22 protein-coding genes and 1 riboswitch are annotated in these 24,059 nt (G+C 74.1%); of the genes, 13 read left to right on the top strand and 9 right to left on the bottom strand.

Annotated features, from left to right (window positions below; translation table 11 throughout):
- Window positions 1-111: 111 nt before the first annotated feature.
- The 4 genes from ACH4DX_RS03255 to ACH4DX_RS03240 all read left to right on the top strand — a co-directional run bounded on the left by ACH4DX_RS03255 (window position 112) and on the right by ACH4DX_RS03240 (window position 4,097).
- Window positions 112-777, top strand: coding sequence for a class I SAM-dependent methyltransferase (locus ACH4DX_RS03255; protein WP_398117331.1), 666 nt, complete (start codon window positions 112-114; stop codon window positions 775-777).
- Between the two features lie 10 nt (window positions 778-787).
- The gene (locus ACH4DX_RS03250; RefSeq protein ID WP_398153787.1) at window positions 788-1,834 is read left to right on the top strand and encodes an N-acetylmuramoyl-L-alanine amidase; all 1,047 of its coding nucleotides are present in this window, start codon (window positions 788-790) and stop codon (window positions 1,832-1,834) included.
- Window positions 1,835-2,083: 249 nt separating this feature from the next.
- Entirely contained in the window at window positions 2,084-2,959 is an 876-nt protein-coding gene (locus ACH4DX_RS03245) for a hypothetical protein (RefSeq protein WP_398153786.1), read from the top strand.
- Window positions 2,960-3,083: 124 nt separating this feature from the next.
- Complete coding sequence (locus tag ACH4DX_RS03240) at window positions 3,084-4,097, top strand: LLM class F420-dependent oxidoreductase (protein WP_398117325.1); 1,014 nt, start codon at window positions 3,084-3,086, stop codon at window positions 4,095-4,097.
- Window positions 4,098-4,188: 91 nt separating this feature from the next.
- Here ACH4DX_RS03240 and ACH4DX_RS03235 read toward each other — a convergent pair whose 3' ends face one another.
- The 4 genes from ACH4DX_RS03235 to ACH4DX_RS03220 all read right to left on the bottom strand — a co-directional run bounded on the left by ACH4DX_RS03235 (window position 4,189) and on the right by ACH4DX_RS03220 (window position 8,643).
- Complete coding sequence (locus ACH4DX_RS03235; protein WP_398117323.1) at window positions 4,189-4,980, bottom strand: hypothetical protein; 792 nt, start codon at window positions 4,978-4,980, stop codon at window positions 4,189-4,191.
- Window positions 4,967-6,535, bottom strand: a complete 1,569-nt coding sequence (locus tag ACH4DX_RS03230) for a substrate-binding domain-containing protein (RefSeq protein ID WP_398153785.1) — start codon at window positions 6,533-6,535, stop codon at window positions 4,967-4,969. The genes ACH4DX_RS03235 and ACH4DX_RS03230 overlap by 14 nt, the downstream gene beginning before the upstream one ends.
- Complete coding sequence (locus ACH4DX_RS03225) at window positions 6,532-7,785, bottom strand: hypothetical protein (RefSeq protein WP_398153784.1); 1,254 nt, start codon at window positions 7,783-7,785, stop codon at window positions 6,532-6,534. The genes ACH4DX_RS03230 and ACH4DX_RS03225 overlap by 4 nt, the downstream gene beginning before the upstream one ends.
- A 288-nt stretch (window positions 7,786-8,073) precedes the next feature.
- Window positions 8,074-8,643: a hypothetical protein gene (locus ACH4DX_RS03220; protein ID WP_398117317.1), complete on the bottom strand. Its 570-nt coding sequence runs from the start codon at window positions 8,641-8,643 to the stop codon at window positions 8,074-8,076.
- Window positions 8,644-8,768: 125 nt separating this feature from the next.
- Between ACH4DX_RS03220 and ACH4DX_RS03215 the strand changes: the two genes are divergently transcribed.
- A complete protein-coding gene (locus ACH4DX_RS03215; RefSeq protein WP_398117316.1) occupies window positions 8,769-9,062 on the top strand; it encodes a hypothetical protein in 294 nt (97 codons plus the stop codon).
- Between the two features lie 73 nt (window positions 9,063-9,135).
- Here ACH4DX_RS03215 and ACH4DX_RS03210 read toward each other — a convergent pair whose 3' ends face one another.
- From ACH4DX_RS03210 to ACH4DX_RS03200, 3 genes are read right to left on the bottom strand one after another with little or no spacing between them, the layout of a single operon-like run.
- On the bottom strand, window positions 9,136-10,209 hold the full coding sequence (locus ACH4DX_RS03210; protein ID WP_398153783.1) for a prenyltransferase: 1,074 nt from the start codon (window positions 10,207-10,209) through the stop codon (window positions 9,136-9,138).
- Complete coding sequence (locus ACH4DX_RS03205; RefSeq protein ID WP_398153782.1) at window positions 10,206-10,979, bottom strand: class I SAM-dependent methyltransferase; 774 nt, start codon at window positions 10,977-10,979, stop codon at window positions 10,206-10,208. Before ACH4DX_RS03205 ends, ACH4DX_RS03210 begins: the two co-directional genes overlap by 4 nt.
- Entirely contained in the window at window positions 10,973-12,445 is a 1,473-nt protein-coding gene (locus ACH4DX_RS03200) for a glycosyltransferase family 4 protein (RefSeq protein WP_398153781.1), read from the bottom strand. Before ACH4DX_RS03200 ends, ACH4DX_RS03205 begins: the two co-directional genes overlap by 7 nt.
- 377 nt (window positions 12,446-12,822) lie before the next feature.
- Here ACH4DX_RS03200 and ACH4DX_RS03195 point away from each other — a divergent pair, with 377 nt between their 5' ends.
- On the top strand, window positions 12,823-13,458 hold the full coding sequence (locus ACH4DX_RS03195) for a TetR family transcriptional regulator (protein WP_398117308.1): 636 nt from the start codon (window positions 12,823-12,825) through the stop codon (window positions 13,456-13,458).
- A 539-nt stretch (window positions 13,459-13,997) separates the two neighbouring features.
- Here the strand turns inward: ACH4DX_RS03195 and ACH4DX_RS03190 are convergent.
- Together ACH4DX_RS03190 and ACH4DX_RS03185 are read right to left on the bottom strand one after the other, a co-directional pair.
- Window positions 13,998-14,231: a ferredoxin gene (locus ACH4DX_RS03190; RefSeq protein WP_398153780.1), complete on the bottom strand. Its 234-nt coding sequence runs from the start codon at window positions 14,229-14,231 to the stop codon at window positions 13,998-14,000.
- Window positions 14,231-15,730, bottom strand: coding sequence for an aldehyde dehydrogenase (locus ACH4DX_RS03185; protein ID WP_398153779.1), 1,500 nt, complete (start codon window positions 15,728-15,730; stop codon window positions 14,231-14,233). The genes ACH4DX_RS03190 and ACH4DX_RS03185 overlap by 1 nt, the downstream gene beginning before the upstream one ends.
- A gap of 132 nt (window positions 15,731-15,862) precedes the next feature.
- On the opposite strand from ACH4DX_RS03185, the gene ACH4DX_RS03180 reads away from it, so the two are divergent.
- The 7 genes from ACH4DX_RS03180 (at window position 15,863) to ACH4DX_RS03150 (ending at window position 24,043) form a co-directional block, all read left to right on the top strand.
- Window positions 15,863-16,939, top strand: a complete 1,077-nt coding sequence (locus ACH4DX_RS03180; RefSeq protein WP_398153778.1) for an MBL fold metallo-hydrolase — start codon at window positions 15,863-15,865, stop codon at window positions 16,937-16,939.
- A gap of 97 nt (window positions 16,940-17,036) precedes the next feature.
- Window positions 17,037-17,127, top strand: a riboswitch (cobalamin riboswitch).
- A 136-nt stretch (window positions 17,128-17,263) separates the two neighbouring features.
- Complete coding sequence (locus ACH4DX_RS03175; RefSeq protein WP_398153777.1) at window positions 17,264-18,511, top strand: prenyltransferase/squalene oxidase repeat-containing protein; 1,248 nt, start codon at window positions 17,264-17,266, stop codon at window positions 18,509-18,511.
- Window positions 18,508-19,203, top strand: coding sequence for an SCO2322 family protein (locus tag ACH4DX_RS03170; protein WP_398153776.1), 696 nt, complete (start codon window positions 18,508-18,510; stop codon window positions 19,201-19,203). Before ACH4DX_RS03175 ends, ACH4DX_RS03170 begins: the two co-directional genes overlap by 4 nt.
- Window positions 19,196-20,434, top strand: a complete 1,239-nt coding sequence (locus ACH4DX_RS03165) for an energy-coupling factor transporter transmembrane component T (RefSeq protein WP_398153775.1) — start codon at window positions 19,196-19,198, stop codon at window positions 20,432-20,434. The genes ACH4DX_RS03170 and ACH4DX_RS03165 overlap by 8 nt, the downstream gene beginning before the upstream one ends.
- 2 nt (window positions 20,435-20,436) lie before the next feature.
- Window positions 20,437-22,218: an ABC transporter ATP-binding protein gene (locus ACH4DX_RS03160; protein ID WP_398154170.1), complete on the top strand. Its 1,782-nt coding sequence runs from the start codon at window positions 20,437-20,439 to the stop codon at window positions 22,216-22,218.
- 164 nt (window positions 22,219-22,382) lie between these two features.
- Window positions 22,383-23,276: an ECF transporter S component gene (locus tag ACH4DX_RS03155; protein WP_398154169.1), complete on the top strand. Its 894-nt coding sequence runs from the start codon at window positions 22,383-22,385 to the stop codon at window positions 23,274-23,276.
- Window positions 23,277-23,584: 308 nt separating this feature from the next.
- Window positions 23,585-24,043, top strand: a complete 459-nt coding sequence (locus ACH4DX_RS03150) for a transglycosylase SLT domain-containing protein (protein WP_398117294.1) — start codon at window positions 23,585-23,587, stop codon at window positions 24,041-24,043.
- The last annotated feature ends 16 nt before the right edge of the window (window positions 24,044-24,059 follow it).

Below are 24,059 nucleotides of genomic sequence, written 5' to 3'. Positions count from 1 at the left end.
CCGTTCCCCGCGCCCCTTGTGGGGCCCCGGCCCCCCGGGACGGGAGGGTGTAGTGCACCATGGGGCGCCCCCGCGACACGCGTGGGCGCCCGTCGCCCCGAGGAGGAGCCCATGGCCGTCGCCGAGCCAAGTCCCGACGTTCTCGACGCCTTCGAGGCAGCCAAGGGCTTCATGCCCGTGCGGGAAGGCCTCGCCCTGTACGCGGCGGCGGCCGACGCGGCGGCGCTCGGGCTGCCGCTCCTGGAGGTCGGCACGTACTGCGGCCGCTCCACGCTCCTGCTCGCGGACGCGGCCCGCGCGGCGGGAGTGAGCGTGCTCACGGTCGACCACCACCGCGGCAGCGAGGAGCAGCAGCCGGGCTGGGACTACCACGACCCGGGGACGGTGGACCCGGAGGTCGGCCGCATGGACACCCTGCCGACGTTCCGCAGGACCCTGCACCGCGCGGGACTCGAGGACCACGTCATCGCGATCGTCGGCCGGTCCCCGCAGGTCGCCGCCCTGTGGAACACCCCGCTCGGCCTGGTCTTCATCGACGGCGGGCACACCGACGAGCACGCGGGCGCGGACTACGAGGGGTGGGCGCCCCACGTCGCCGAGGGCGGACTGCTCGTCATCCACGACGTGTTCCCCGACCCGGTGGACGAGTGGACCGGGCAGGCCCCGTACCGCATCTACCTCCGCGCCCTGGAATCCGGCACCTTCACGGAGATCTCGGCCACGGACTCGCTGCGCGTCCTGCGCCGAACCGGTGTGGCCGCCGGGCGGCGCGGATAGGCTCACCCCCGTGTCGTACGTAGGTCCGGACAGCCAGCCCCCACGCCCGCCCCGCCGCTTCCCCGGCGGCCGCCCGCTCGTGCTGGCCCTCGCCGTCCTGGTGCCGGGCTCCCTCGCGGGCTTTCTCCTCTGGGACTCCGCCGGTGACTCGGACGGCGGCAGGGCGGCCGGATCGCTGCCGTCCGCCGCCCGCTCCGAGCAGGGTTCCCCGTCGAAGCCGGGCGGTGCGGACCCGAAGGGGTCCGGGAAACCCGCCGAGTCCAAGGAGCCGACCGCGACCACGAAGCCGACCGAGGGCCCGGGACGGGATCACGGCGAGCAGCCCGGCGGCGACGACGCGAAGCCGTCCGGCCGCCCCGACGCGGGCCGCCCCGCCGCGTCAGGCCCCCTCAAGGGCAAGGTCGTCGTGATCGACCCGGGCCACAACCCGGGCAACTTCCGGCACACCGCCGAGATCAACCGCCGTGTGGACATCGGGACGAACGCCAAGGAGTGCGACACCACGGGCACCTCCACCAACAGGGGTTACACGGAAGCCCGGTTCACCCTGGACCTGGCCCACCGCCTGCGCGACCAGCTGCACCGCGAGGGCGCGACCGTACGCCTCACGCACGACGCGGACCGGCCCTGGGGCCCGTGCGTGGACGAGCGCGCCCGCATCGGCAACGACGCCCACGCCGACGCGGTGGTCTCCCTGCACTCGGACGGCTCCGGCGTCGGCAACCGCGGCTTCCACGTCATCCTGCCCGCGAAGGTGCGGGGTGGCGCCGCGGACACCTCGGCCATCGTCGGCCCGTCCCGCGACCTCGGCGAGCGCGTCGCGGGCAAGTTCCTGAGCGCCACCGGGAGCGCCCCCTCCAACTACGTCGGCGGCGGCACCGGCCTGGACACCCGCGGCGACCTCGGCGGCCTGAACCTGTCCAAGGTCCCGAAGGTCTTCATCGAGTGCGGCAACATGCGCGACCCCGAGGACGAGGCGCTCCTCACCAGCGGCAGCTGGCGCCACAGGGCGGCACTCGGCATCGCGAACGGCATCTCGGACTTCCTGCGCGCCTAGGGCCCGACCGACCGGTTCGCGGACTGTCATGCCATGTCGTGACCTGTTCGCCGCCGTCTCGTCACGGGACGGCAACCGCGAGATCTTCACTGAGTGACGATCTTTATCCCGAGCAGACATCCGGGCTGACCGAACGATAGTGTCCCCCTACGATGAGGGGCCACCCCCGCGCTTCGCGCACCGCGACACGACCGCGACTACGGCGACAGCGACGCCTCCAACAACGAGACGACTGACGAAGGACCTGAAGTGAATTTCCGCTCCCTCACTCGAGGCGACGGCGTGGTGATCGGAGCAGCGGTGTTGCTCTTCATCGCCTCGTTCCTCGACACCTTTGACGGCGGTGGCGACGACGTCCCCACCGCCTGGGACAACGGCAACCTGCTGATGAGCGTGTACCTCGCCGGCATCATCGGCGCCGTACTCATCGTCGTCGGCCGCGCCATGGGCTCCCAGCGCAAGGTCGCAGGCCTTGACCTCGCCACCTTCGGCATCGGCCTCGCCTTCGCCGCCGCCTGGAGCTCCCTCGGCGCGATCTTCGACACCGATCAGTCCTACGGTGTGGTCTTCGAGCGACTCGGCAGCCTCGGTGGCGGCAGCAGCAGCTCCGACTCCCCCGACGCCGGCACCGGCCTCATCCTCGGCCTGATCGGCGCCCTGATCCTGTTCGCCGCCGCGCTGGCCACGCAGCTCGTCCCCGCCCTCAAGGCCCCCCTCATGGGCGCGGGCGGCCCGAAGGCCCCCGCCCAGCCCTATGGCGGCCAGCCCTCCGGCGGCTACGGCTACCCGGGCGCGCAGGGCGGTCAGCCCGGTCAGCCCTACGGCGCGCAGCCGCCCGCGGCCGCGCAGCCGTACGGCGGCCAGCCGCAGGGTGGTGGCCAGACGCCGCCGCCCGCGCAGCCGCAGCAGGCGGCCGCTCCGGCCGGCGACTTCTCGCCGTTCTGGTTCGCCGTCCCGGTCCCGCGTCCGCTGTACCCGGAGGACGGCTCGCCGACCCCGCTCGCGGAACTGGCCCCCGGCACCTGGTACCTGGCCGTGGAACAGCGCGGCCAGAGCCTGGTGGCCCAGACGCAGGACGGCCGTCGCGGCGTCCTTCAGGACACCACGGGCATCCAGCGCGGCTGAACCGGCGCCCCGCACTCGCGGCAACGGCCCCCCGCCCCCTCCGGGCGGGGGGCCGTTGCCGTTCGGTCCCGCGACCGCCACACTGCACCTGACGGCACGTCAGTTCCCGTACCGAGGAGGACCCATGCGGCTCGGTCTCGCGCTCGGTTACTGGGGGCGCGGCCCCGACCCGGGGCAGCTCGCGCTCGTGCGGGAGGCGGAGCGGCTCGGGTACGACTCGGTGTGGACGGCGGAGGCCTGGGGGTCGGATGCCTTCACGCCGCTTGCCTGGATCGCCGCGCACACCTCGCGGATCAGGCTCGGCACGGCCGTCGCGCAGATGGCGGCCCGCTCCCCCACCACCACCGCGATGCACGCCCTCACCCTCGACCACCTCTCCGGCGGCCGGGTGCTCCTCGGGCTCGGCCTCTCGGGGCCGCAGGTGGTGGAGGGCTGGTACGGCAGGCCGTTCCCGAAGTCGCCGCTCACCGCGACGCGCGAGTACGTGGACGTCGTACGGCAGGTCATCGCGCGGCAGGGTCCCGTGGCCCTCGACGGACGGTTCCACCCGTTGCCGTACGGGGGCGACGACGGCACCGGGCTCGGCAGGCCGCTGAAGTCCATCACGCACCCGCTGCGCACCCGGCTGCCCGTCCTCCTCGGCGCCGAGGGCCCCAGGAACGTCGCCCAGACCACCCGGATCGCGGACGGCTGGCTGCCGCTGTACTGGTCGCCCACGCGGACGGACGTGTACGAGGCGTCGCTCGGCGCGGGCCCACGGCCGGGGTTCATGGTCGCACCGCTCGTGCGCGCCACGGTCTGCGACGACGTGGCCGAGGGGCTCCTTCCGGTCAAGGCCATGCTCGGCTTCTACATCGGCGGCATGGGGCACTCCGCCCGCAACTTCCACGCCGATCTGATGGGGCGGATGGGGTACGAGGAGCAGGCGCGGCACATCCAGGAGCTGTTTCTCGCCGGGCGGCGCGAGGAGGCCGTGCTCGCCGTGCCGGACGCCTTCGCTGACGAGATCTCCCTCGTGGGCCCGCGCGAGCGCATCGCCGAGCGGCTCGACGCCTGGCGCAAGGGTCCGGTGACGGATCTGCTGGTCCTCGCGCGAGATCCGGGGACGCTGCGGGTCCTTGCCGAGTTGAACGCGTAGCGGGGGGGAGCGCACGCGTAGCGGCCGTACGTACGCCCCCGCACAGCACTCAGTGCTCAACGCTCAGCGCCCGGCACCCGGCACCCGGCACTCAGCGGAAGATCGCCACCGCGTCCAGGGTCAGCTCCCCCGCCGCCCGGTTCCAGGTGCGCACCTTGCCCAGGCAGCGGGCCTGGAACTCCCCGCTGAAGTAGTCGTCCTCGTGCAGGAACTCCGCGCGGATGCCGTCCGCGGCGCAGCTGATGCGCACGTGCGCGGGCGGGTCGCCGTCGCCGTAGCGGGCCCGCAGCACGACCGCGTCGCCGCCGACGCGGCGGGCCGTGAAGCGACCGGTCACGGAGACGAACTCCGACATGACGGCGCTCAGCGGCACCCGCTCGCCGTCACCGCTGTGGCGCAGCGTGTCGGCGAGGGACCGGTTGGGCACGAGGCGGCCGGTGGTGAGGTCGGCGTGCACGACGGCGTCCTCGCGCCGCATCGTGTCCAGGAGCAGCCCGATGACGGTGATGGGGGTGTTCTGCTGGACGTAGGTGGTGAAGCGCTCCTTCGTCACGTCACGCCGGGCCTTGGCGCCCGCCGCGCCGGTGACCTTCGCCCACAGGCCGTACCCGGACGTCACATTGGTGCGGTCGGCCACCTCCTGTTCCAGGGCGGCCGAGAAGCCCCCGGTCTGGTAGAGGTCCATGACGCGCTGTTCGTGCAGGTAGAAACACATGCCGTGGAAGGTGCGGCGGCGCCGAGCGGCACGCCGCCGCCCCGTACGCCCGAACGCCCAGCGCGTCACGGCGTACCGCACGAGGACCGCCACGCACACCGCTGTCGCCAGCCAGACCGTCAGCCACGGCCACCACACGTCCCACCACTTGCCGTCAACGACAGCCACGTATCTCCTTGAACGCCTGGGAGAGGGAAGAGGAGTTGGCGTCCACCATGCGTCCGCCGGTCGCGTCGGCGGCGCGGCGCAGCGCCTTCGCGTCGGCCTCGCCGAAGTGGACGGGGAAGGTCGGCACCGCCCGCGCGCCGGGCGCGAGCCGGGCGTGCCTGCGGGTGAACTCCCCGTACGACAGGCCCGTGTTGCTCTCGCCGTCCGTCATCAGGACGATCGACAGGGGGCGGCCGGGGTGCTCGCGCAGGGCGTCGGACGCGCTCCTGTAGCCGTGCCCGAGCGCCGACCACACGGCCGTGTCGTCGCCGAATCCCCCTTCGGCGACGAAGGACTCCAGTGCCCGCAGGTCCTTGTCGCCGCGTACGGTCACCGTGCGCTCGCCCAGAACGCGGCCCGCGAACCGCACCACGGTGAGCCGCTCGCCCCGGTAGAAGCGGGCGAACTTGCCCGTCGCGGACGGGTCGGCGCCGCTGAGGTCGGCGAACGCGGCACGCAGCGCCGCCATCCGGGACCCGCGCATCGACGTCGAGAAGTCGAGCAGGAACACGACGTGGTCGCCGGTGTCGCGTCCCGGAGTGCCGTAGTGGTCCATGAGGCGCCGGACGACCTCCGGCCGGTCCGGGTACGAGAGGGCGTTGCCGATGTCCCCGCGCAGCGCCGCGGGGCGCGGCACGTCCTGGGCCACGGGCCTGCGCCAGGTCCGCCGCGCGAGGTCGCGCTGCACGTCGTCGCGGTGCAGCCAGTCGACGACCTTGCGGTACGCCCGGTGCTCCCCGGCTTTCAGGAGCAGCAGCGGGAAGTCGGAGAGGACCATGCCGTCCTCGGGGTGGACGATCTCCAGGGGCCGCGCCAGCTTCCCGGCCGCGTTCAGGCTGAGCAGCTCCGACTCGTGCGCGATGAGCGCGTCGGCGGCGTCCGGGCGGCGTACGTAGGTGTCGATCAGCGCGCGGGAGCTGGCACCGGTGAGGGTCTGGCCGGAGCGGAAGCCGCGCAGCCGGTCGCAGGACACGTCCTGGGCGCGCAGCGCCCTGCCGGTCCCCGCGGCGGCCGTGGCGACGCCCACGAGCGCGGCCCGCCCGGTGTCGCTGCGCCGCGGGTCGGCCATGCCGAAGCGCAGTGTGCCGGCGGCGGCGGCGTCCGCGATGTCCGCCCAGGACAGCCGCCCGCCGGGCACCCCCTCGCGCAGCCGGTCCGCGGCCCGCGGGGTCAGGCCGACGACCACCGGGGAGCGCATGACCGCCGTGGACTCGGGTCTTGCCGCCGGCTCGCCGGACGCGCCGAGCCGCAGCAGGTACGAGCGGTCGGTGGCGGGCCAGGCGAGGTCGTAGCCGCCGAGCGGCCCGGACAGATCGGGGGTGGCCTTGTAGTCCAGCTTCAGTTCGACGCCGGTGTCGTCCTGCAACTCGTCGAGGAGCGGCTCCATGTCGACGAGTTCGGGGCTGGCGAGGACCCGCAGGGTGTGCGGTTCGGAGTCCTCGGTGCAGCCGCTGAGCACGGCGGCGAGCAGCAGCAGGGCGAGAGCGAGGGCCGGCTGCCGCGGGCGCGCGGTCACCTCGGCCCGTCCTCGCCGGGCGGCGGGCAGCTGCCCACGTGGTTGATGATCCGCTCCAGGGCGGCCAGGTCCGGGGCGTCCACCTTCGTCTGGTCGGGGTTGGGCGTCGGCACCTGCACCTCGTGCTCGCGCAGATAGGCGTTGAGCTGCTCGCTGGTGCCGTCCTCGCCGGAGAAGCGGACCCGGAAGCCGAGTTCGATGGCGCGGCGGCGCAGGTCCGCGTCGGTCTCCATCAGCTCGGTGAGCCGGTCGCCGTCGTCGTTGAGGGAGATCAGTTCGGGCTCGGTGAGGGCGTGCGGGGACGGGTAGAGCAGGACGCGCCTGTCGTCCTGCTCGGCGTGCTTCTTCCGGTGGTCCACCTGGTGCTTCAGGAACTGGTGCTCGTAGATGAGCGAGACCGGCGCGATGGCCTCGCCCTCGTCGGAGAAGTAGCTGTCGGCCTGCTCGTCCGCGGCCATGCCCTGGAGGTTGATCAACGGCTTGACCTGGGCGGCGACATCGAGGACCGGGTCACCCGCGGTCCGTGCGGGCCGGTTGCGGCGTTCCGTGCCTGGCGCCTGGTTGTCGTTCTTCACGAAGGCGAGGATGCTCAGGTACGTTCCCGCGGCGTTGGACTCGCAGACGCTGGAGGTGCGGACGAGGACGCGGCCGTCGTTGCTGCGCCGGGAGTGGGCGCTGAAGTCGATGCCGTTCCAGGTCTTCTCGTCCTCGATCAGCCGCATGAACCCCCGCATGTCGAGGTCGTAGTACAGCGTCTCGCCGCCGCCCGGGGGCCGCTGCGGGCGCGCCACGCCCGCCGCGACCAGGGTGCGCGCGTAGTCCCTGAACGTACCGAGCACCAGCGGGGTGACGAACGGCCGGGCCGTCCGCACCGCCCGCTGCTGCCGCTGCCGGATCAGCCTCGCGGCGGGCTGCCCCGAGGGGAACACCACGTCCATGCCGCGCAGCGACTGCGTGGCGATGCCGCGTGAGCCCAGACGGTGGATGTCGACGCGTATCCCGTGCTTCAGGAGCAGCCGCCGGACCTCGGGGTCCTTGAAGTAGTCGGACTTGGAGGCCATCTTGCCGTCGACGGTGGTGATGCGGTCGAAGGGGCGCAGGGCGTTGCCCGAGACCAGCAGGGCGATCAGGCCCGCGAGGGCGAGGGGCATCGCGGCGACGACGTGCAGCGGGTAGCGGGCACGGCGGCGGGCGGGCAGGCGCGTGGTCAGGCGGGGCTCTTCGGTGGGCGGTCGGGTGTCGTCGGGCACCGGGCTCTCCTGCGGGTGACGGGGGCAGGATCATCGGCGACGACGGCGACTTCCCTCCCCTGGAGGCGTCAACTCCAGGTGAACACCAACCAAATGACGGCCCATCAGGTCGCTCCCGGCCGCTCCGGGGTCGCTCCGGGGTCGCTCCAGGAGACCGCTCCGGTCGCTTCGGTCGCTTCGGCCACTCCGGTCATTCCGGTCGCTCCGGCGCGGCGTACCGGAACCGCTCGCCCGTGGCATCCTCGCTGTCCAGCAAGGTCAGCTGGGCCGCTCCGGCCACCCCAGCAGTCAGCCCTTCGTCAGCTCCCCCGCCGACGGCACCCGGTTCTCCACCTCGGCCCCGGCGTCCTTGCCCGCGCCCTTCACCTTGTTGATCATCCCGTCGAAGGAGCTCACCACGGACTCCGTGGACTCGCCCTTGCGCAGCTTGCCCGGCAGGTCCTTCAGGGCCTCGACACCGGTGGTCAGCGGGGCCACCGCCTTGGCGAGCGCGGGGTCGCCCTGGGCGTTGCGCAGCGCGGCCTTGAGCCGGTTGTAGGTGAACGCACCCGCGAGGCCCGCCTTGACCAGGGCGAACGTGCGGCCGTCGGCGCCGGAGGTGAACTTCCCTTCGCGATAGGGCTTCACGATCCACTGGTACGTGGCCCCGGCCGCGAGCCCCGCGTTGGCGACGAACCGCGTCTTCGCGAACTTCTGCCGCTCCGCCGAACCGGTCCCGGTCGGTGTCGCACCGCCCCCGTCCCTGTCGCCGTCGGCCCCGTCGCCCCCGCAGGCCGTCGTGCCCGACAGGAGGGCGCAGCACAGGAGCAGCGGTAGGAGTACGCGGCGGGCCGCGGCGGCCGGAGCGCAGAGCGACATGGTGACCTCCCGGAGGGGAACGAGGACGGCTCTCCCCGCAGCAGCCTCACCCCGCCCCGGGCGTTCTGCCACCCGGGCGCGCCCGTCCGGGTTTCAAGGGCGCGCAGCCAGGTAACCCGATGGACATGTCTCCCCGAACCAGAGGCACCAACAGCTATGGAGCGGCGAGGATCATCGTCCTCGTCGCGGACGTCATGGCCGTCATCCTCGTCCTGTGGATCCTGATGGACCTCCTGGACGCCAACCGCGGCAATGACCTGGTGCAGTTCGTGCACGACGTGGCCCGCTGGCTCGCGGGCTGGTCGCACGACCTGTTCACGTTCGACGAGCGGTGGGCCCGGGTCCTGTGCGGTTATGGACTCGCCGCGGTCGTGTACGTGGCCGTCGGCCACTTCGTCGCGGGGCGCCTGCGGCACTGAGCACCCGCCCTCGGCTCCGGGCGGCCGTCCGCGGTGACGGGGGCGGCCGCTCCCGCGGCGCCGGACCGGTCGGTCAGGCGCAGCAGTCCGGGTCGAGTCCGACGGGCAGCGCCTCGCCCGAGAACACCGCGCAGGTGGCCTCGTCGCCGCCGAGCGCGGCCACCGCGAGCAGCAGGGAACCCGCCGTCCACGTGGTGAGTTCGACCGGCCAGATCGCCGCGTCCTCGAAGACGTAGCCCGTCCAGTACAGACCGGACTCCGCGTCCCGCAGGTGCTGGATGGACTTGAGGACGTCGAGGGCCCGGTCGGACTCGCCGAGCATCCACAGGGCCAGGGCGAGTTCGGCGCTCTCGCCGCCGGTCACCCACGGGTTGGGGTGCACGCAGCGCACGCCGAGTCCCGGTACGACGAAGCGGTCCCAGCCCTCCTCGATGCGGGCCTTGGCCGCGGCGCCGGTGAGGGCGCCGCCGAGGACCGGGTAGTACCAGTCCATCGAGTAGCGGTCCTTGTCGAGGAAGCGCTCGGGGTGGCTGCGGACGGCGTGGGCGAGGGCGCCCGTGGCCAGTTCCCAGTCCGGCTGCGGGTCGTCGCGCAGCTCCGCGAGGGCGAGGGCGCAGCGCAGCGCCTGGTGGACGGACGAGGAGCCGGTGAGGAGCGCGTCGGTGACGGCGGTGCCGTCGGGCTCGCGCTTCCAGCCGATCTGGCCGCCGGGCTGCTGGAGCGCGAGGACGAACTCCACGGCCGCCACGACCACCGGCCACATGCGGTCGACGAAGGCCTCGTCGCCGGTGCTCAGGTAGTGGTGCCAGACGCCGACGGCCACGTACGCGCAGAAGTTGGTCTCGCGGCCGTGGTCGGTGACGGCTTGCGCGTCGCCGTCGGCGTACGCCGCGTACCAGGAGCCGTCCGCGTTCTGGTGCCGGGCGAGCCACTCGTAGGCGCGGGCCGCCGCCGCGTGCTCGCCGGCCGCGTCCAGGGCCATGGCGGCCTCGGTGTGGTCCCACGGGTCGAGGTGGTGGCCGCGGAACCAGGGGACGGCGCCGTCCTCGCGCTGCACGGCGAGGATGCCGCGGACCGTCGCCATCGCCTGATCGGCCGTCAGGACGCCAGGCAGGACCAGGTGTTCGGTGCGCTCGGGGCTGGTCACGCCCCGGCCTTCGCGTCGGCGGGGGCCGTTCCACCGGCGGGCGCTGTCCCACCGGGCAGGTGCGGCTTCGTCGCGTACGCCACGAAGCTCTTGCCGATCAGCGGGTTCAGGGCCTGCTCGGCGACCTTCGTCGCCAGCGGCTTCTTCATGATGTCCCAGACCAGGAGCTTGTGATAGGCGCGCACCGGCAGCGCCTTGTCGTTGTCGACGCCGAAGGCGCACTTGAGCCACCAGTACGGCGAGTGCAGCGCGTGCGCGTGGTGGGTGCCGTAGGGCTCGAGGCCCGACTCCCGCATGCGGGTGAGGAGTTCGTCCGCCTTGTAGATGCGGATATGGCCGCCCTCGACCTCGTGGTACGCGTCGCTGAGCGCCCAGCACACCTTCTCCGGGCCCCAGCGCGGCACGGTGACCGCTATCCGGCCGCCCGGCTTGAGCACCCGCACCATCTCCGCGAGCACGCCCTTGTCGTCGGGGATGTGCTCCATCACCTCGGAGATGATCACGACGTCGAAGGACTCGTCGGGGAAGGGCAGGTTCAGCGCGTCGCCCTCCATCGCGGTGGCCGTCGCACCCGTCGGCGCCTCACCGGCCTCCTCCATCGCCGCGAACCACTTGGCGACCTCGCGGATCTCCTCGGCGCTCCGGTCGAGCGCGACGACCCGGGCGCCGCGCCGGTAGCACTCGAAGGCGTGCCGCCCTGCCCCGCACCCCAGATCCAGGACACGGTCCCCCGGAGCCAGCGGGAAGCGGGTGAAGTCGACGGTCAGCACGGGGTCCTGCTTCCTTCGGGCGTGGGCGCCGGGGCGGGGGTCTCGGGGGTGGGGTGTCCGGGGCGGGCGGGGTCGGTGTCCAGGGGGCGGGCCGGTCCTCGGTCCGCGGCGCGGGCGGTTCCTTCTGTGCGGGCGATGGCCTCGCGGTAGCGCTCCACCGTGCCCTGGGCGGCCCTGGCCCAGGTGAACCTGGCGAGGACCCGCTCCCGGCCGGCCGCGCCGAGGCGGGCCCGCAGGGCGGGGTCGCCGAGGAGGCGGTGCAGGCCCGCGGCCAGGGCCTCCGCGTCACCGGGGGGCACGGCCACGCAGGTCTCGCCGTCGGTGCCCGCGACCTCGGGGATGGCGCCGCCGGTGGTGGCGAGCAGGGGCGTACCCGTCGCCATCGCCTCCGCGGCGGGCAGCGAGAACCCCTCGTACAGGGAGGGCACACAGGCGATCTGCGCGGAGCGGACCAGGTCGACGAGTTCCGCGTCGGTGATGCCCTTGACGAAGTCGACGGCGTCACCGAGGCCGTAGCGGTCGATGGCGGCGGCGACCGGACCGTCCTCGGCGCGCTTGCCGACGACGACGAGGTGCGCGGCCGGGTTCTCGGTACGGACCTTCGCGAGGGCCTCGACGAGGTGGACGAGGCCCTTCAGCGGGACGTCGGCGCTCGACGTCGTCACGATCCGCCCCGGCACCTCGGCGACCGAGGGGTCCGGCGAGAAGAGGTCGGTGTCGGCGCCGATGTGCACGACGTCGATCCGGTCGGGCCGTACTCCGAGGTGGTCGACGATCTCCTGACGCGACGTGCCGGAGACCGTGACGACGGAGGGCAGCCTGCGCGCGACCCGCTTCTGCATCCGTGTGAACGCGTACCAGCGGCGTACGGAGGCGCGGCGCCTCCAGTCGGGGGCGGCGTCGAGGTCGAGGCGGCGGTCGACGGTGATGGGGTGGTGGATGGTCGTCACCAGCGGGGCGCCCAGGTCGCCGAGGAGGCCGTACCCGAGCGTCTGGTTGTCGTGCACGACGTCGAACTCGCCGCGCCGGGCCCGCAGGTGGCGGCGCGCCCGCAGGCTGAAGGTGACGGGCTCGGGGAAGCCGCCGGTCCACATCGTCGCCACTTCCAGGGCGTCGATCCAGTCGCGGTACTCCTCGCGCCCCGGGGTGCGGAAGGGGTCCGGGGAGCGGTAGAGGTCCAGGCTCGGCAGCTCGGTCAGGCGGAGTCCGGCGAGGTCCTCGCCCTCGTCGAGCACGGGGTAGGGCTGTGCGCCGATGACCTCGACGCGGTGGCCGAGCCGGACCAGCTCGCGCGAGAGGTGGCGTACGTAGACGCCCTGGCCGCCGCAGAACGGGTTCCCCTTGTACGTGAGGAGCGCGATGCGCAGCGCGGCGCCGCCGTCGGCGGCCGTTCCGGCCGGTGCCTGCGGCGACGTGCCCGGCACCGCCCCCCGAAGGGGACCCGCCTCCATGGCCTCAGCGGTCACTCTCGGCCCCCTTCTGCCTTCAGTTGTCCGCGAGATTACGCCGGGACGGTAATGTAGAACAAGTTTCAGACTTGTTCCTGTCGTGATCGCCCTTGATCGCCGGACCCGCTCGAATCTACCGGCAGGTAGCCGGGCGGGACGGGCCCGGAACAGGTGATTCGCGCCACGGCGGCGGTGCTGCCATGCTGTGCGGTCCCGTGGGCGGGGCCGTACGGTGGGCTCTCCGCGCGGGGAGCCGTGTGGGCTCTCCCCGCAGGGAGACATGCGGGCGGGTCCCGCGGGGCGACGTGCGGGCAGGTCCCGCGGGGCGGCTGCGGGCAGGTCCCGCGGGGCGACAGGACTGACGGGGCGAACGGGACCGACGGGGCGACGGAACTATGACAGCTGACGCGAGAACGGCCGCAGCGAGCGCGACAGATCCGGCCTCGCCGCCCCTCACCGAACGCCAGGAGGCCCGGCGCCGCCGCATCCTGCACGCGAGCGCCCAACTGGCCGGCCGCGGCGGCTTCGACGCCGTCCAGATGCGGGAGGTCGCCGAGGCCGCGGGCGTCGCCCTCGGCACGCTCTACCGCTACTTCCCCTCGAAGGTGCATCTGCTCGTCGCGACGATGCAGGACCAGTTGCAGCACATGCACAGCACGCTGCGCAAGCGTCCCCCTGCCGGTGCGGGTCCCGCCGAGCGGGTGGCCGAGACGCTGATGCGGGCCTTCCGTGCGCTCCAGCGCGAGCCGCACCTCGCGGACGCGATGGTGCGCGCCCTGACCTTCGCCGACAGGTCGGTGAGCCCCGAGGTGGACACCGTCTCGCGGCTCACCACCACGATCATCCTGGACGCCATGGGCCTGGCGGGGCAGCCGACGCCCGCGCAGCTCTCCGCCGTGCGGGTCATCGAGCACACCTGGCACTCCGCCCTCATCACCTGGCTGTCCGGGCGCGCCTCGATCGCCCAGGTCAAGATCGACATCGAGACGGTGTGCAGACTGATCGACCTGACGGCACCCGAGACGCCGTAGCGAACGCCTCCGGGCTCCCGCGGGGTGCTGGGCGCTCAGCCGCAGCGGCGACAGAGCCGCAGACGCATCTGCCAGCGACTCAGCGGACGCGTCTGCGGCTCGTCGCCGGTTGCTCGCGCAGTTCCCCGCGCCCCTCAAAAGACCCACCCCTGGACGCCCCAAAAGGGGCGCGGGGAACTGCGCGCCCAGCCCAAGAAAGGCCGCAGACGCATCTGCCCAGCGACCCAGCAGACGCGTCCGCGGCTCGTCGCCGGTTGCTCGCGCAGTTCCCCGCGCCCCTCAAAAGACCCGCGCCTGAACGCCCCAAAAGGGGCGCGGGGAACTGCGCGCCCAGCCCAAGAAAGGCCGCAGACGCATCAGCCCAGCAACCCAGCAGACGCGCCCGCGGCCCGTCGCCGGTTGCTCGCGCAGTTCCCCGCGCCCCTCAAAAGACCCACCCCTGGACGCCCCGAAAGGGACGCGGGGAACTGCGCGCCCAGCCCGAGAAAGGCCGTCCCTGGTTGCTCGCGCGGTTCCGCGCGCCCCTCGCGGGGGCGCCCTCACCCCTCCGGAGGGAACACCGCCTCCCCGCTGTCCAGCAGCGTGATGGTGATCGCCTCCACGGGGCACCCCTCGGCCGCCTCCAGGACATCCTCGGCGGCGCCGCTCTCGGGCCGCGCGGGATGCGACTGGCGGGCGGAGTCGAGGGTGAAGCCGTCCGGCGCGATGCTCACGCACATCCCGGAGCCGATGCACACCGACCGGTCCACCTCGACGCGCCAGCGGTCGCCCATCAGGCACCGCCGCCCGCGCCCGCGGTCCCGGCACCGTCCGCGCCCGGGTCGTACCCGGCGGGCAGGTGGATCATCTTGTGCTCGAAGTACTCGCCGTACCCCTCGGGCCCGAACTCCCGCCCGAGGCCGGAGTCCTTGTAGCCGCCGAAGGGCCCCAGCATGTCGAGGTTGAAGGTGTTCACGGAGTACGTGCCGGTCCGCACCCGGCGGGCCACGTCGATGCCGCGCTCGACGTCGGCGGTCCACACGCTGCCGCTGAGCCCGTAGTCCGAGTCGTTCGCGATCCGCACGGCCTCGTCCTCGTCGCCGTACGGGAGGAGGCAGATCACGGGTCCGAAGATCTCCTCGCGGGCGACGCGCATGGAGTTGTCGACGCCGCCCAACAGGGTCGGCTCCACGTACCAGCCCCGGTCGAACCCGGCAGGACGCCCGCCCCCGGCCAGGATCTTGGCACCCTCCTCCTGTCCGATGCGGATGTAGTCGAGGGCGCGGCGCTGCTGCCGCTCGGCGACGAGGGGGCCGAGTTCGGTTGCGGGGTCGAGGGGGTCGCCGACCTTCAGGGCGTTCGCGGCGGCGGCGAAGCCCTCGGCGAACTCGTCGTAGCGGGTGCGCGGGACGAGGATGCGGGTCTGGGCCACGCACGCCTGGCCGTTGATCATCCACGCGAAGGGCACGATCCCGGCCACGGCACCCGCGGCGTCGGCGTCCGGCAGGACCACCGCGGCCGACTTGCCGCCGAGTTCCAGGGTGACGCGGGTGAGGTTGCGGGCGCAGACCTCCATGACGCGCTTGCCCGCGGCGACGGACCCGGTGAAGGAGACCTTGTCGACGTCCGGGTGCCCGACCAGGTACTCACTGACCTCCCGGTCGGCGCAGACGATCGACAGCACCCCCTCGGGCAGCCCCGCGTCCGCGACGATCCCGGCGAGTACGCAGGCGTCGAGCGGCGCCTCGGGCGAGGTCTTCAGGACGACCGGGCAACCGGCGAGGAGGGCGGGCGCCAGCTTGGCGGCGGCGGTGAACTGCGGGACGTTCCACGGGACGACGGCCGCGACGACGCCGACGGGCTCGCGCCGTACGAGGATCGGCCCGAGCGCCCCGGCCCGCCCCTCCTCGTACACGAACCCGCGTGCCGTCGTGATCGCCGCGTCCCACACCATCATCGCGGACAGGGCCTGCACCATCACGGACGAGGTGAACGGGGTGCCGTTCTGGGAGCTGATGACGCGGGCGATCTCCTCGTGCCGCGCCGCGAGTCCGTCCTTGATCCTCGCCACGACCTCGATCCGCTCGTCGAGCGTCATGCGCGGCCAGGGCCCCTCGTCGAACGCCCGGCGCGCGGCGGCGACGGCCCGGTCGACGTCCGCGGGCGCGGCGTGCGGCACCCGCGCGAACACCTCACCGGTGTGCGGCGAGACCACCTCGATGACGTCCTCGCCGAGCGGGTCCGTCCACTCCCCGCCGATGAACAGCTGTCCGTGTTCCACGAGCTCGGTCATGACCGACTGCCCTCCTGTGGGACGCCGCCGCACCTTCTGACGTTGTCTCAGAACTGATATCAGTTCTAGTTGGGGTGGGCAATGGCCCCGCCGCAGCACCCAGTTGAGCCGACGAGGAGAGCGGGGACGCGGATGGCGCGGGCGATCGGCACACGGACGCAGGCGCACGGGGGCGGGGTGTGGAGCATCCGCGTGCCCATCCCCGACAACCCGCTCGGCCACACCCTGGTGTATCTGCTCGACACCGACAGCGGTCCCGTCCTCGTGGACACCGGCTGGGACGACCCAAGGTCCTGGGACACCCTGGTCGCGGGGCTCGCCGAGTGCGGCGCCGCCGTCGCGGACGTGCGGGGCGTCCTGATCACGCACCACCACCCGGACCACCACGGCCTCTCCGCGCGCCTCCGGGACGCCTCCGGGGCCTGGATCGCCCTGCACGAGGCGGACGCGCACGTGGTGCGGCGGACCCGGGAGTATCCGGCCGCGCGCTGGTACGACTACATGGTCGACAAGCTCACCGCCGCCGGCGCCCCCGCGGCGCACGTCGCTCCCCTGCTGGCCGCGCGGGACGCGGGCCGCACCCCGAGCCTTCCCTCCCTCGCCCTGCCCGACCGCACGATCACCCCCGGTGAACTCCTCGACCTGCCGGGGCGCAGGCTGCGGGCCATCTGGACGCCCGGCCACACGCCGGGCCACGTGTGCCTGCACCTGGAGGAGGAGCACCCCGCCGGGCTCCGGGGCAGCGGGCGGCTCTTCTCCGGCGACCACGTGCTCCCGGGCATCACCCCGCACATCGGCCTGTACGAGGACCCCGACAACACCACCGTCACCACCGACACCACCGTCACCACCGTCACCGACCCACTCGGCGACTACCTCGACTCGCTGGAGCGGCTCGGGCGGCTCGGCGTGGCGGAGGTGCTGCCCGCCCACCAGCACGCGTTCACCGGCGCCCGGGCCCGCGTACGGGAACTCCTCGCCCACCACGAGCAGCGCCTCGCCGACCTGTGCGCCCTGCTCACCGGGGACCGCACGCCGTGGCAGCTCGCCGAGCGCATGGAGTGGAACAGGCCCTGGGCCGACATCCCGTACGCGTCGCGCACCATCGCCGTGTCGGAGGCCGAGGCCCACGTCCGGCACCTGGTGCAGCTCGGCCGGGCGCAGGCCGTGCCCGGCAGGGGACCCGTCGCGTACAGGGCGACGGGCTAGCCGGGCCGCCTCCGCCGCGCGTCGCGGGGCCCGCGCCGGGCCCGGGGAGGCCGCGTACGGGCCGGTAGAGTGGGCGGGTCGTCATCATGCGCGAACGAGGGAAAGCCGGTGCGAATCCGGCGCTGACCCGCAGCCGTGTCCCGGCACGGGAGCCGAAGGGCGCCCCGCAACGGGAAGCCGGAATGCCTCGTCCGCCGCATGACCGGCTCGTGTCATCGGGACCGCCGATGGCCGGCACCGTCGAGGTATACGGAGCCGGAGCCGCCCGGTGCCCACCCGTGCCGTGCCGCCCGGCTCCCCGCAGGGAGAGGCACCCGCCGCATCATGAACGTTCGCCGCAGCGCAGCTGCCCTGGCCGTGGCCGTCGCCGCCCTCGGCACCGCCGCCGCCCCGGCCGCTCTCGCCGACGACGCGTCGCCGTCGCCCGCGGGCCCGCTGCCCTCCGGCCTCTACGGCAAGAAGGACCCGCAGTTCGACGGCGTGTTCCGGCAGTCGTACGCCCTCCTCGCGCAGCGGACGACGGGCGTCACCCCGGCCGCGAAGGCGGTCGACTGGCTCACCGGCCAGAGTTGCGCGAGCGGCGGCTTCGCCGCGTACCGCGCCGACGCGAGCGAGCCCTGCGGCTCCAAGACGCAGGTCGACTCGAACTCCACCGCCGCCGCCGTGCAGGCCCTCGCCGCGCTCGGTGACGAGGGGAAGTCGGCCCAGACCGTGAAGAAGAGCCTCGGCTGGCTGAAGTCCGTGCAGAACCAGGACGGCGGCTGGGGCTACAACCCGGGTCTGCCCAGTGACGCCAACTCCACCGGCATCGTCGTCGGCGCCTTCGCCGCCGCCGGTGAGAAGCCGGCCGCCGTGAAGTCCCAGGAGGGCAAGTCGCCCCTGGACGCCCTCACGAAGCTCGCCATGGACTGCGGCAAGGACGGCGGAGCCTTCGGTCTCGCCGACGCCAAGTCCGGCAAGCTCACCCCGAACGCCGACGCCACCGCGGCCGGCGTGCTCGGCGGCCTCGGCAAGGGCCTGGCCCTCGACGAGAAGGCGGTCGGCGAGGCGGACGCCGCGCCGCGGTGCGCGAAGCCGGACGACGCGGCGCAGGCCGCGCGGAACGGCACCGGGTACCTCCTCAAGGCCCTCGCCAGGAGCGGCCACCTCACCTCCTCGCTGCCCGGCGCCGCCGACAAGCCGGACGTGGGCAACACCGCGGACGCCGTCGTCGCGCTCGCCGCCGCGGGCCAGCGGGAGCAGGCGGAGAAGTCGGCCGAGTGGCTCGCGCGGAACTCCGCCGCGTGGGCCAAGGACAGCGGCCCCGCCGCGTACGCACAGCTGATCTTCGCCGCCCGCGCCGCGGGCATGGACGCCCGCGACTTCGGCGGCGCGAACCTCGTCGAGCAGCTCACCGCGCAGGGCCCCGCGCCCCGCGACGCCGGTGACGAGGCGGGGAACAAGGACGAGAAGGACGAGAAGGACGACGACGGCTCCGGGGTCAGCGTCTGGTGGATCGTCGGCGTCGGCCTGGTCGCGGGTGTCGGCATCGGCATCCTGTTCAGCGGGCGCAAGAAGAAGACCCAGCTGTGAGCCCGCGCCGCCGGGGGCGCGGCCCGCGCACGGCGGCCGCCGCGCTCGCCTCTCTCCTGACGGTGCTCGTCGCCCTCCTCGCGGCGGGCCCCGCCGGGGCCGCCGACTACCGCTACTGGTCGTTCTGGCAGCAGGACGAGGGCGGCGCGTGGGTGTACGCCACGCAGGGCCCTTCCGTCGCGCGGCCCGACGACGGCGACGTGGTGGGCTTCCGGTTCGCGGTGTCCGCCGACTCGGGCAGCGCCGTCAAGCCGCGCGGCGCCGCCGACTTCGACGCGATCTGCGCGGACACGCCCGGCGGTGACGGCCGCAAGCGGATCGCGGTCGTCGTCGACTTCGGCACGCCGGGTGACGCGCCCGCCGGTCAGACGCCCCCAAGGGCGCGGACGGCGTGCGCGCGGATCGGCTCCGACGGCACCACCGCCGACGCCCTAGCCGCCGTCGCCGAGCCCCTGCGCTACAACAGCGACGCGCTGCTGTGCGCCATCTCCGGCTACCCGAGGAGCGGCTGCGGCGAGCAGGTGTCCGGCAAGGATTCGGCGGGCGAGCAGTCCGCGGACGAGCGGGACAGCACCGCCGCGGACGGCTCCGGGGGCGGCGGCGGGCCCGCCGTCGGCCTGCTCGCCGGGGTCGCGGCCGTCGTCGTGCTCGGTGCCGCCGCCTTCTGGCAGGCCCGCCGCCGCCGTGGCTGACGCGGCCCCCGTCCCGCGCGGCCCGTGGCGCCCCGTCGCCCCGCGGGCGCACCGGTCGAACGCCCTGCACCCGGGAGCCTGGTGGCTGTGGGCGCTCGGCCTCGCCACGGCCGCGTCCCGCACCACCAATCCCCTCCTGATCGGGCTGCTCATCGGCGTCGCCGGCTATGTCGTCGCCGCCCGCCGCACGTCCGCACCGTGGGCCCGCTCCTACGGCGCGTTCGTGAAGCTCGCCCTCGTCGTCATCGGCATCCGCCTGGTCTTCGCGATCGTCCTCGGCTCGCCGATCCCCGGTACGCACCTCGTCGTCACGCTGCCGGAGGTACCGCTGCCGGACTGGGCGCGGGGGGTGCGCATCGGCGGCAGGGTGACCGCGGAGGGCGTGGTGTTCGCGCTGTACGACGGGGTGCGCCTCGCGGGCCTGCTGATCTGCGTCGGCGCCGCCAACGCCCTGGCCAGCCCGGCCCGGCTCCTCAAGTCCCTGCCGGGCGCGCTGTACGAGGCCGGGGTCGCCGTCGTCGTGGCGATGACGTTCGCGCCGAACCTGATCGCCGACGTGCAGCGGCTGCGGTCCGCGCGCCGCCTCCGCGGGCGCCCCGACCGCGGGGTGCGCGGGCTGCTCCAGGTCGGCCTGCCCGTCCTGGAGGGCGCCCTGGAGCGCTCCGTCGCGCTGGCCGCCGCGATGGACGCGCGCGGCTTCGGCCGCACCGCCGCCGTGCCCGCCCGGGTGCGCAGGACGACGGCGGTACTGACGCTCGGCGGTCTGATGGGGGTCTGTGCGGGGACGTACGGACTGCTCACCGCGGACGGCACGGCGTACGGCCTGCCGGTGCTCGGCATCGGCGTCGCCGCCGCGCTCGGCGGCCTGTGGCTCGGCGGCCGCCGCTCGGTGCGCACCCGCTACCGGCCGGACCGCTGGGGGTGGCGCGCCTGGCTCGTCGCCGGGTCCGGCGCCGCCGTGGCCGCGCTGATGATCGCGGCGAACTCGGGCGACGCGGGGGCCCTGCACCCCGGGGTCGTCCCGCTGGTCGCCCCCGAGCTGCCGCTGCTGCCCGCCGCCGCGGTCCTGATCGGGCTGCTTCCGGCGTTCGTGGCGCCGGTGCCGCCACCCGCGGAGGTACCGGCGCACGAACGCCGCCGTCCTCGCCCACCCCGTACACCACATACGTCCCGTACGTCTCACACATCTCATACGTCCCGCACGTCCCGTACCGAGGAGAACCCCTCATGACCATGATCCGGTTCGAGGACGTCTCCGTACGGTACGAGGGGACCGCGGGTCCCACCGTGCGGGGCGTCGACCTGAGCGTCCCCGAGGGCGAGCTGGTGCTGCTCGTCGGGCCGTCCGGGGTCGGCAAGTCGACGCTGCTCGGTACGGTCAGCGGGCTCGTCCCGCACTTCACGGGCGGCACCCTGCGCGGCCGGGTGACCGTCGCGGGCCGCGACACCCGTACCCACAAGCCCCGCGAGCTCGCCGACGTGGTGGGCACCGTGGGCCAGGACCCGCTCGCCCACTTCGTGACCGACACCGTCGAGGAAGAGCTGGCGTACGGCATGGAGTCGCTCGGCCTCGCGCCCGACGTGATGCGCCGCCGCGTCGAGGAGACCCTGGACCTGCTCGGCCTCGCCGACCTGCGGGACCGCCCCATCAGCACGCTGTCGGGCGGCCAGCGGCAGCGCGTGGCCATCGGCTCCGTCCTCACCCCGCACCCCCGCGTCCTGGTCCTCGACGAACCGACGTCGGCCCTCGACCCGGCCGCCGCGGAGGAGGTGCTCGCCGTCCTCCAGCGCCTCGTGCACGACCTCGGCACCACCGTCCTCATGGCCGAGCACCGCCTGGAACGCGTCGTGCAGTACGCCGACCAGGTCCTGCTCATCACCGCCCCCGGCGAACCCCCGGTCCTCGGCGACCCCGCCGCCCTCATGGCCGTCTCCCCGGTCTACCCCCCGGTCGTGGACCTCGGCCGCCTGGTGGGCGCGGACCCGCTGCCCCTGACGGTGCGGGACGCGCGGCGCAGGACGGCGGGGCTGCGGGAGCGGCTCGCGGGGGTGGAGGTGCCCTCGGGCGACGGTCCGGCCGCGCGGGACGGGGGCAGGGGCGTCGCGGGCGCGGTTGCGCGAGGTCGCGGCGGAGGCGCGGACCCGGTTGCGACGCGGGGACGCGGCGGAGGCGCGGGCCCGGTTGCGACGCGGGGACGCGGCGGCGGCGTGGTCCCGGCTGCACGAGGTCGCGGCGGTGCGAGCGAGGCCGTGCGGGTCAAGCGGCTCGCTGTGCGGCGGGGGCGCGTCGAGGCGCTGCGGCACGTCGACCTCACCGTCGCCCCCGGTGAGACCGTCGCCCTGATGGGGCGCAACGGCGCGGGCAAGTCCACTCTCCTGTCCACCCTGGTCGGGCTGCTCGCGCCCGCCTCCGGGTCGGCGCGGGTCGGCGGCGCGGTGCCGCACCGCATGCCGCCGCGCGAGCTGATCCGGCACGTCGGCCTCGTACCGCAGGAGCCGCGCGACCTGCTGTACGCGGACACGGTCGCCGCGGAGTGCGCGGCGGCCGACGGGGACGCGGAGGCCGCGCCGGGCAGCTGCCGGGCGCTGGTCGCCGAGCTGCTCCCCGGCATCGCGGACGACACCCACCCCCGGGACCTGTCCGAGGGCCAGCGCCTCGCCCTCGCCCTCGCCCTCGTGCTCACCGCGCGCCCGCCGCTGCTCCTGCTCGACGAGCCGACCCGCGGCCTGGACTACGGGGCCAAGGCCCGACTGGTCACCGTCCTGCGAGGGCTCGCCGCGCGGGGGCACGCCATCGTCCTCGCCACGCACGACGTGGAACTGGCGGCCGAGCTCGCCCACCGGGTGGTGATCCTCGCCGACGGCGAGGTGGTGGCGGACGGCCCCACGGCGGACGTCGTGGTGGCGTCGCCGTCGTTCGCCCCGCAGGTGACCAAGGTGCTCGCACCGCAGCCGTGGCTGACGGCGACGCAGGTGCGGGGTGCCCTGCGGGCGGCGGAGGGGGAGACGCCGTGACCGACCCGAAGTCCTCGCAGCCCTCGAAGCCCCCGGTGGCCTCGAAGCCCCCCAAGGCCCCGGAGCCACCGAAGCCCCCGGGCCCGCCGAAGCCCCCGGGCCCGCCGAAGCCCCCGGGCCCGGCGGAGCCCCCGGGGCCGCGGGAGGGGTCCCCCGCGCCCGCCGTGCCAGGCACGCCGCCCGGCGGCGCCGCCCCGCACTCCGACCGGCAGGTCCGCCCCGTCCGTCTCGGGCCCCGGTCCGTGGCCGCTCTGGGCCTGGTCAGCGCGGTCGGGGTGGTCGCCTTCGGGTGGCCCCTGCTCGCGGGCAGCGACTCGTCGCTCAGCGCGCACGCGCAGGACGCTCCGTGGCTGTTCGCGGCCCTGCTGCCGCTGCTCATCGGGGTCGTGGTGGCGACCGTCTCCGATGTCGGCCTGGACGCGAAGGCCATCGCGATGCTCGGGGTGCTCGCCGCCGCGGGGGCGGCGCTGCGGCCGCTCGGCGCGGGGACGGCAGGGATCGAGCCGATGTTCTTCCTGATGGTGCTGAGCGGGCGGGTGCTCGGGCCGGGCTTCGGGTTCGTGCTCGGCGCGGTGTCGATGTTCGCGTCCGCGCTGCTCACGGGCGGGGTGGGGCCCTGGATGCCGTTCCAGATGCTGGCCATGGGGTGGGTGTGCATGGGGGCGGGCCTGCTGCCGGGCGCCGACGCCGTCCCGCCCTCCCGGCTCCGCCCGAACGGCGCGGGCCCCCTGCGCGGCCGGCGGGAGCTGTACCTGCTCGGGGCGTACGGCGCGGTCTCGTCCGTGCTCTACGGCGTCGTGATGAACCTCCAGGGCTGGCCCTACATCGGGGGGCTCGCCACGGGCGTCTCCTTCGTGCCGGGCGACCCGGTCGGCGACAACCTGGGCCGCTTCGTCGCGTACTGCCTGGCCACCTCGCTCGGCTGGGACCTGCCGCGCGCCGTCGTCACGGTGGTCCTGAGCCTGACGCTCGGCCCCGCCGTCCTGAAGGCGCTGCGCCGGGCCACCCGGCGGGCCGCGTTCGAGGCGCCGGTCACATTCGAGCCGTCCGAACGGTGAGCGGGCCTGCGCGTTCCGTGAGGGACAGGGCGCCCTGTCCGTGAAGCGGCCCACAGGACCTTGGTCCTCTACTACCGAGGCCCGTAGCCGCGCCCTGTTGACGCGTACGCACCAAAAGGCGGTCTGACCTGGCCGTTGAGAGCCAGATCACACGGGGGACCTCCGGTCTTCGTGCGAGTGCCACTAGTAAGAGGGGGCATTGCCACGCCGTCGCGGCCCTGTTTCTCTGGATGAGTCGCACGGCGCCGACGTGCCCCTGAGGGCCTCGGCGCCGAGGCATTCCCCCCACGATCCGCAGTGATCACGGCATGCCCGCGGCTGTCCAACCCCCCACCGGAAGGTCCTCTGTGTCCGTCTCGCTCCTGCGCCGCATCGCTTCCCCGAAGAAGGCTCTCGCCACCGGCGCCGTCGCCGCGGCCGCCACCGGCATGGTCTTCGCCGCGGCCCCCGCCCAGGCCGCTCCGGCGGCCGCGACGTCCGACTCGGCCAAGGCCGTGGCTCAGCGGATGATCTCGGACGACGCCCAGTTCAAGTGCTTCGACCGCATCGTCTCCCACGAGAGTGGCTGGGACGTCAACGCGAAGAACGCCTCCTCCGGCGCGTACGGCCTGGTCCAGGCCCTGCCCGGCTCCAAGATGGCCTCCGCGGGTGCCGACTGGCAGACCAACCCCGAGACCCAGATCGAGTGGGGCGTCAAGTACATGAAGGACCGCTACGGCAGCCCCTGCGACGCGTGGAGCTTCTGGCAGTCCAACGGTCACTACTAGCCCCTGGGCTTCAGGC

Origin of the sequence: Streptomyces sp. NPDC017940 (assembly GCF_044328435.1) — a bacterium.
In the GTDB taxonomy this organism is placed as follows: Bacteria; Actinomycetota; Actinomycetes; order Streptomycetales; family Streptomycetaceae; genus Streptomyces.
This window is presented reverse-complemented; position numbering and strand designations above follow the sequence as displayed.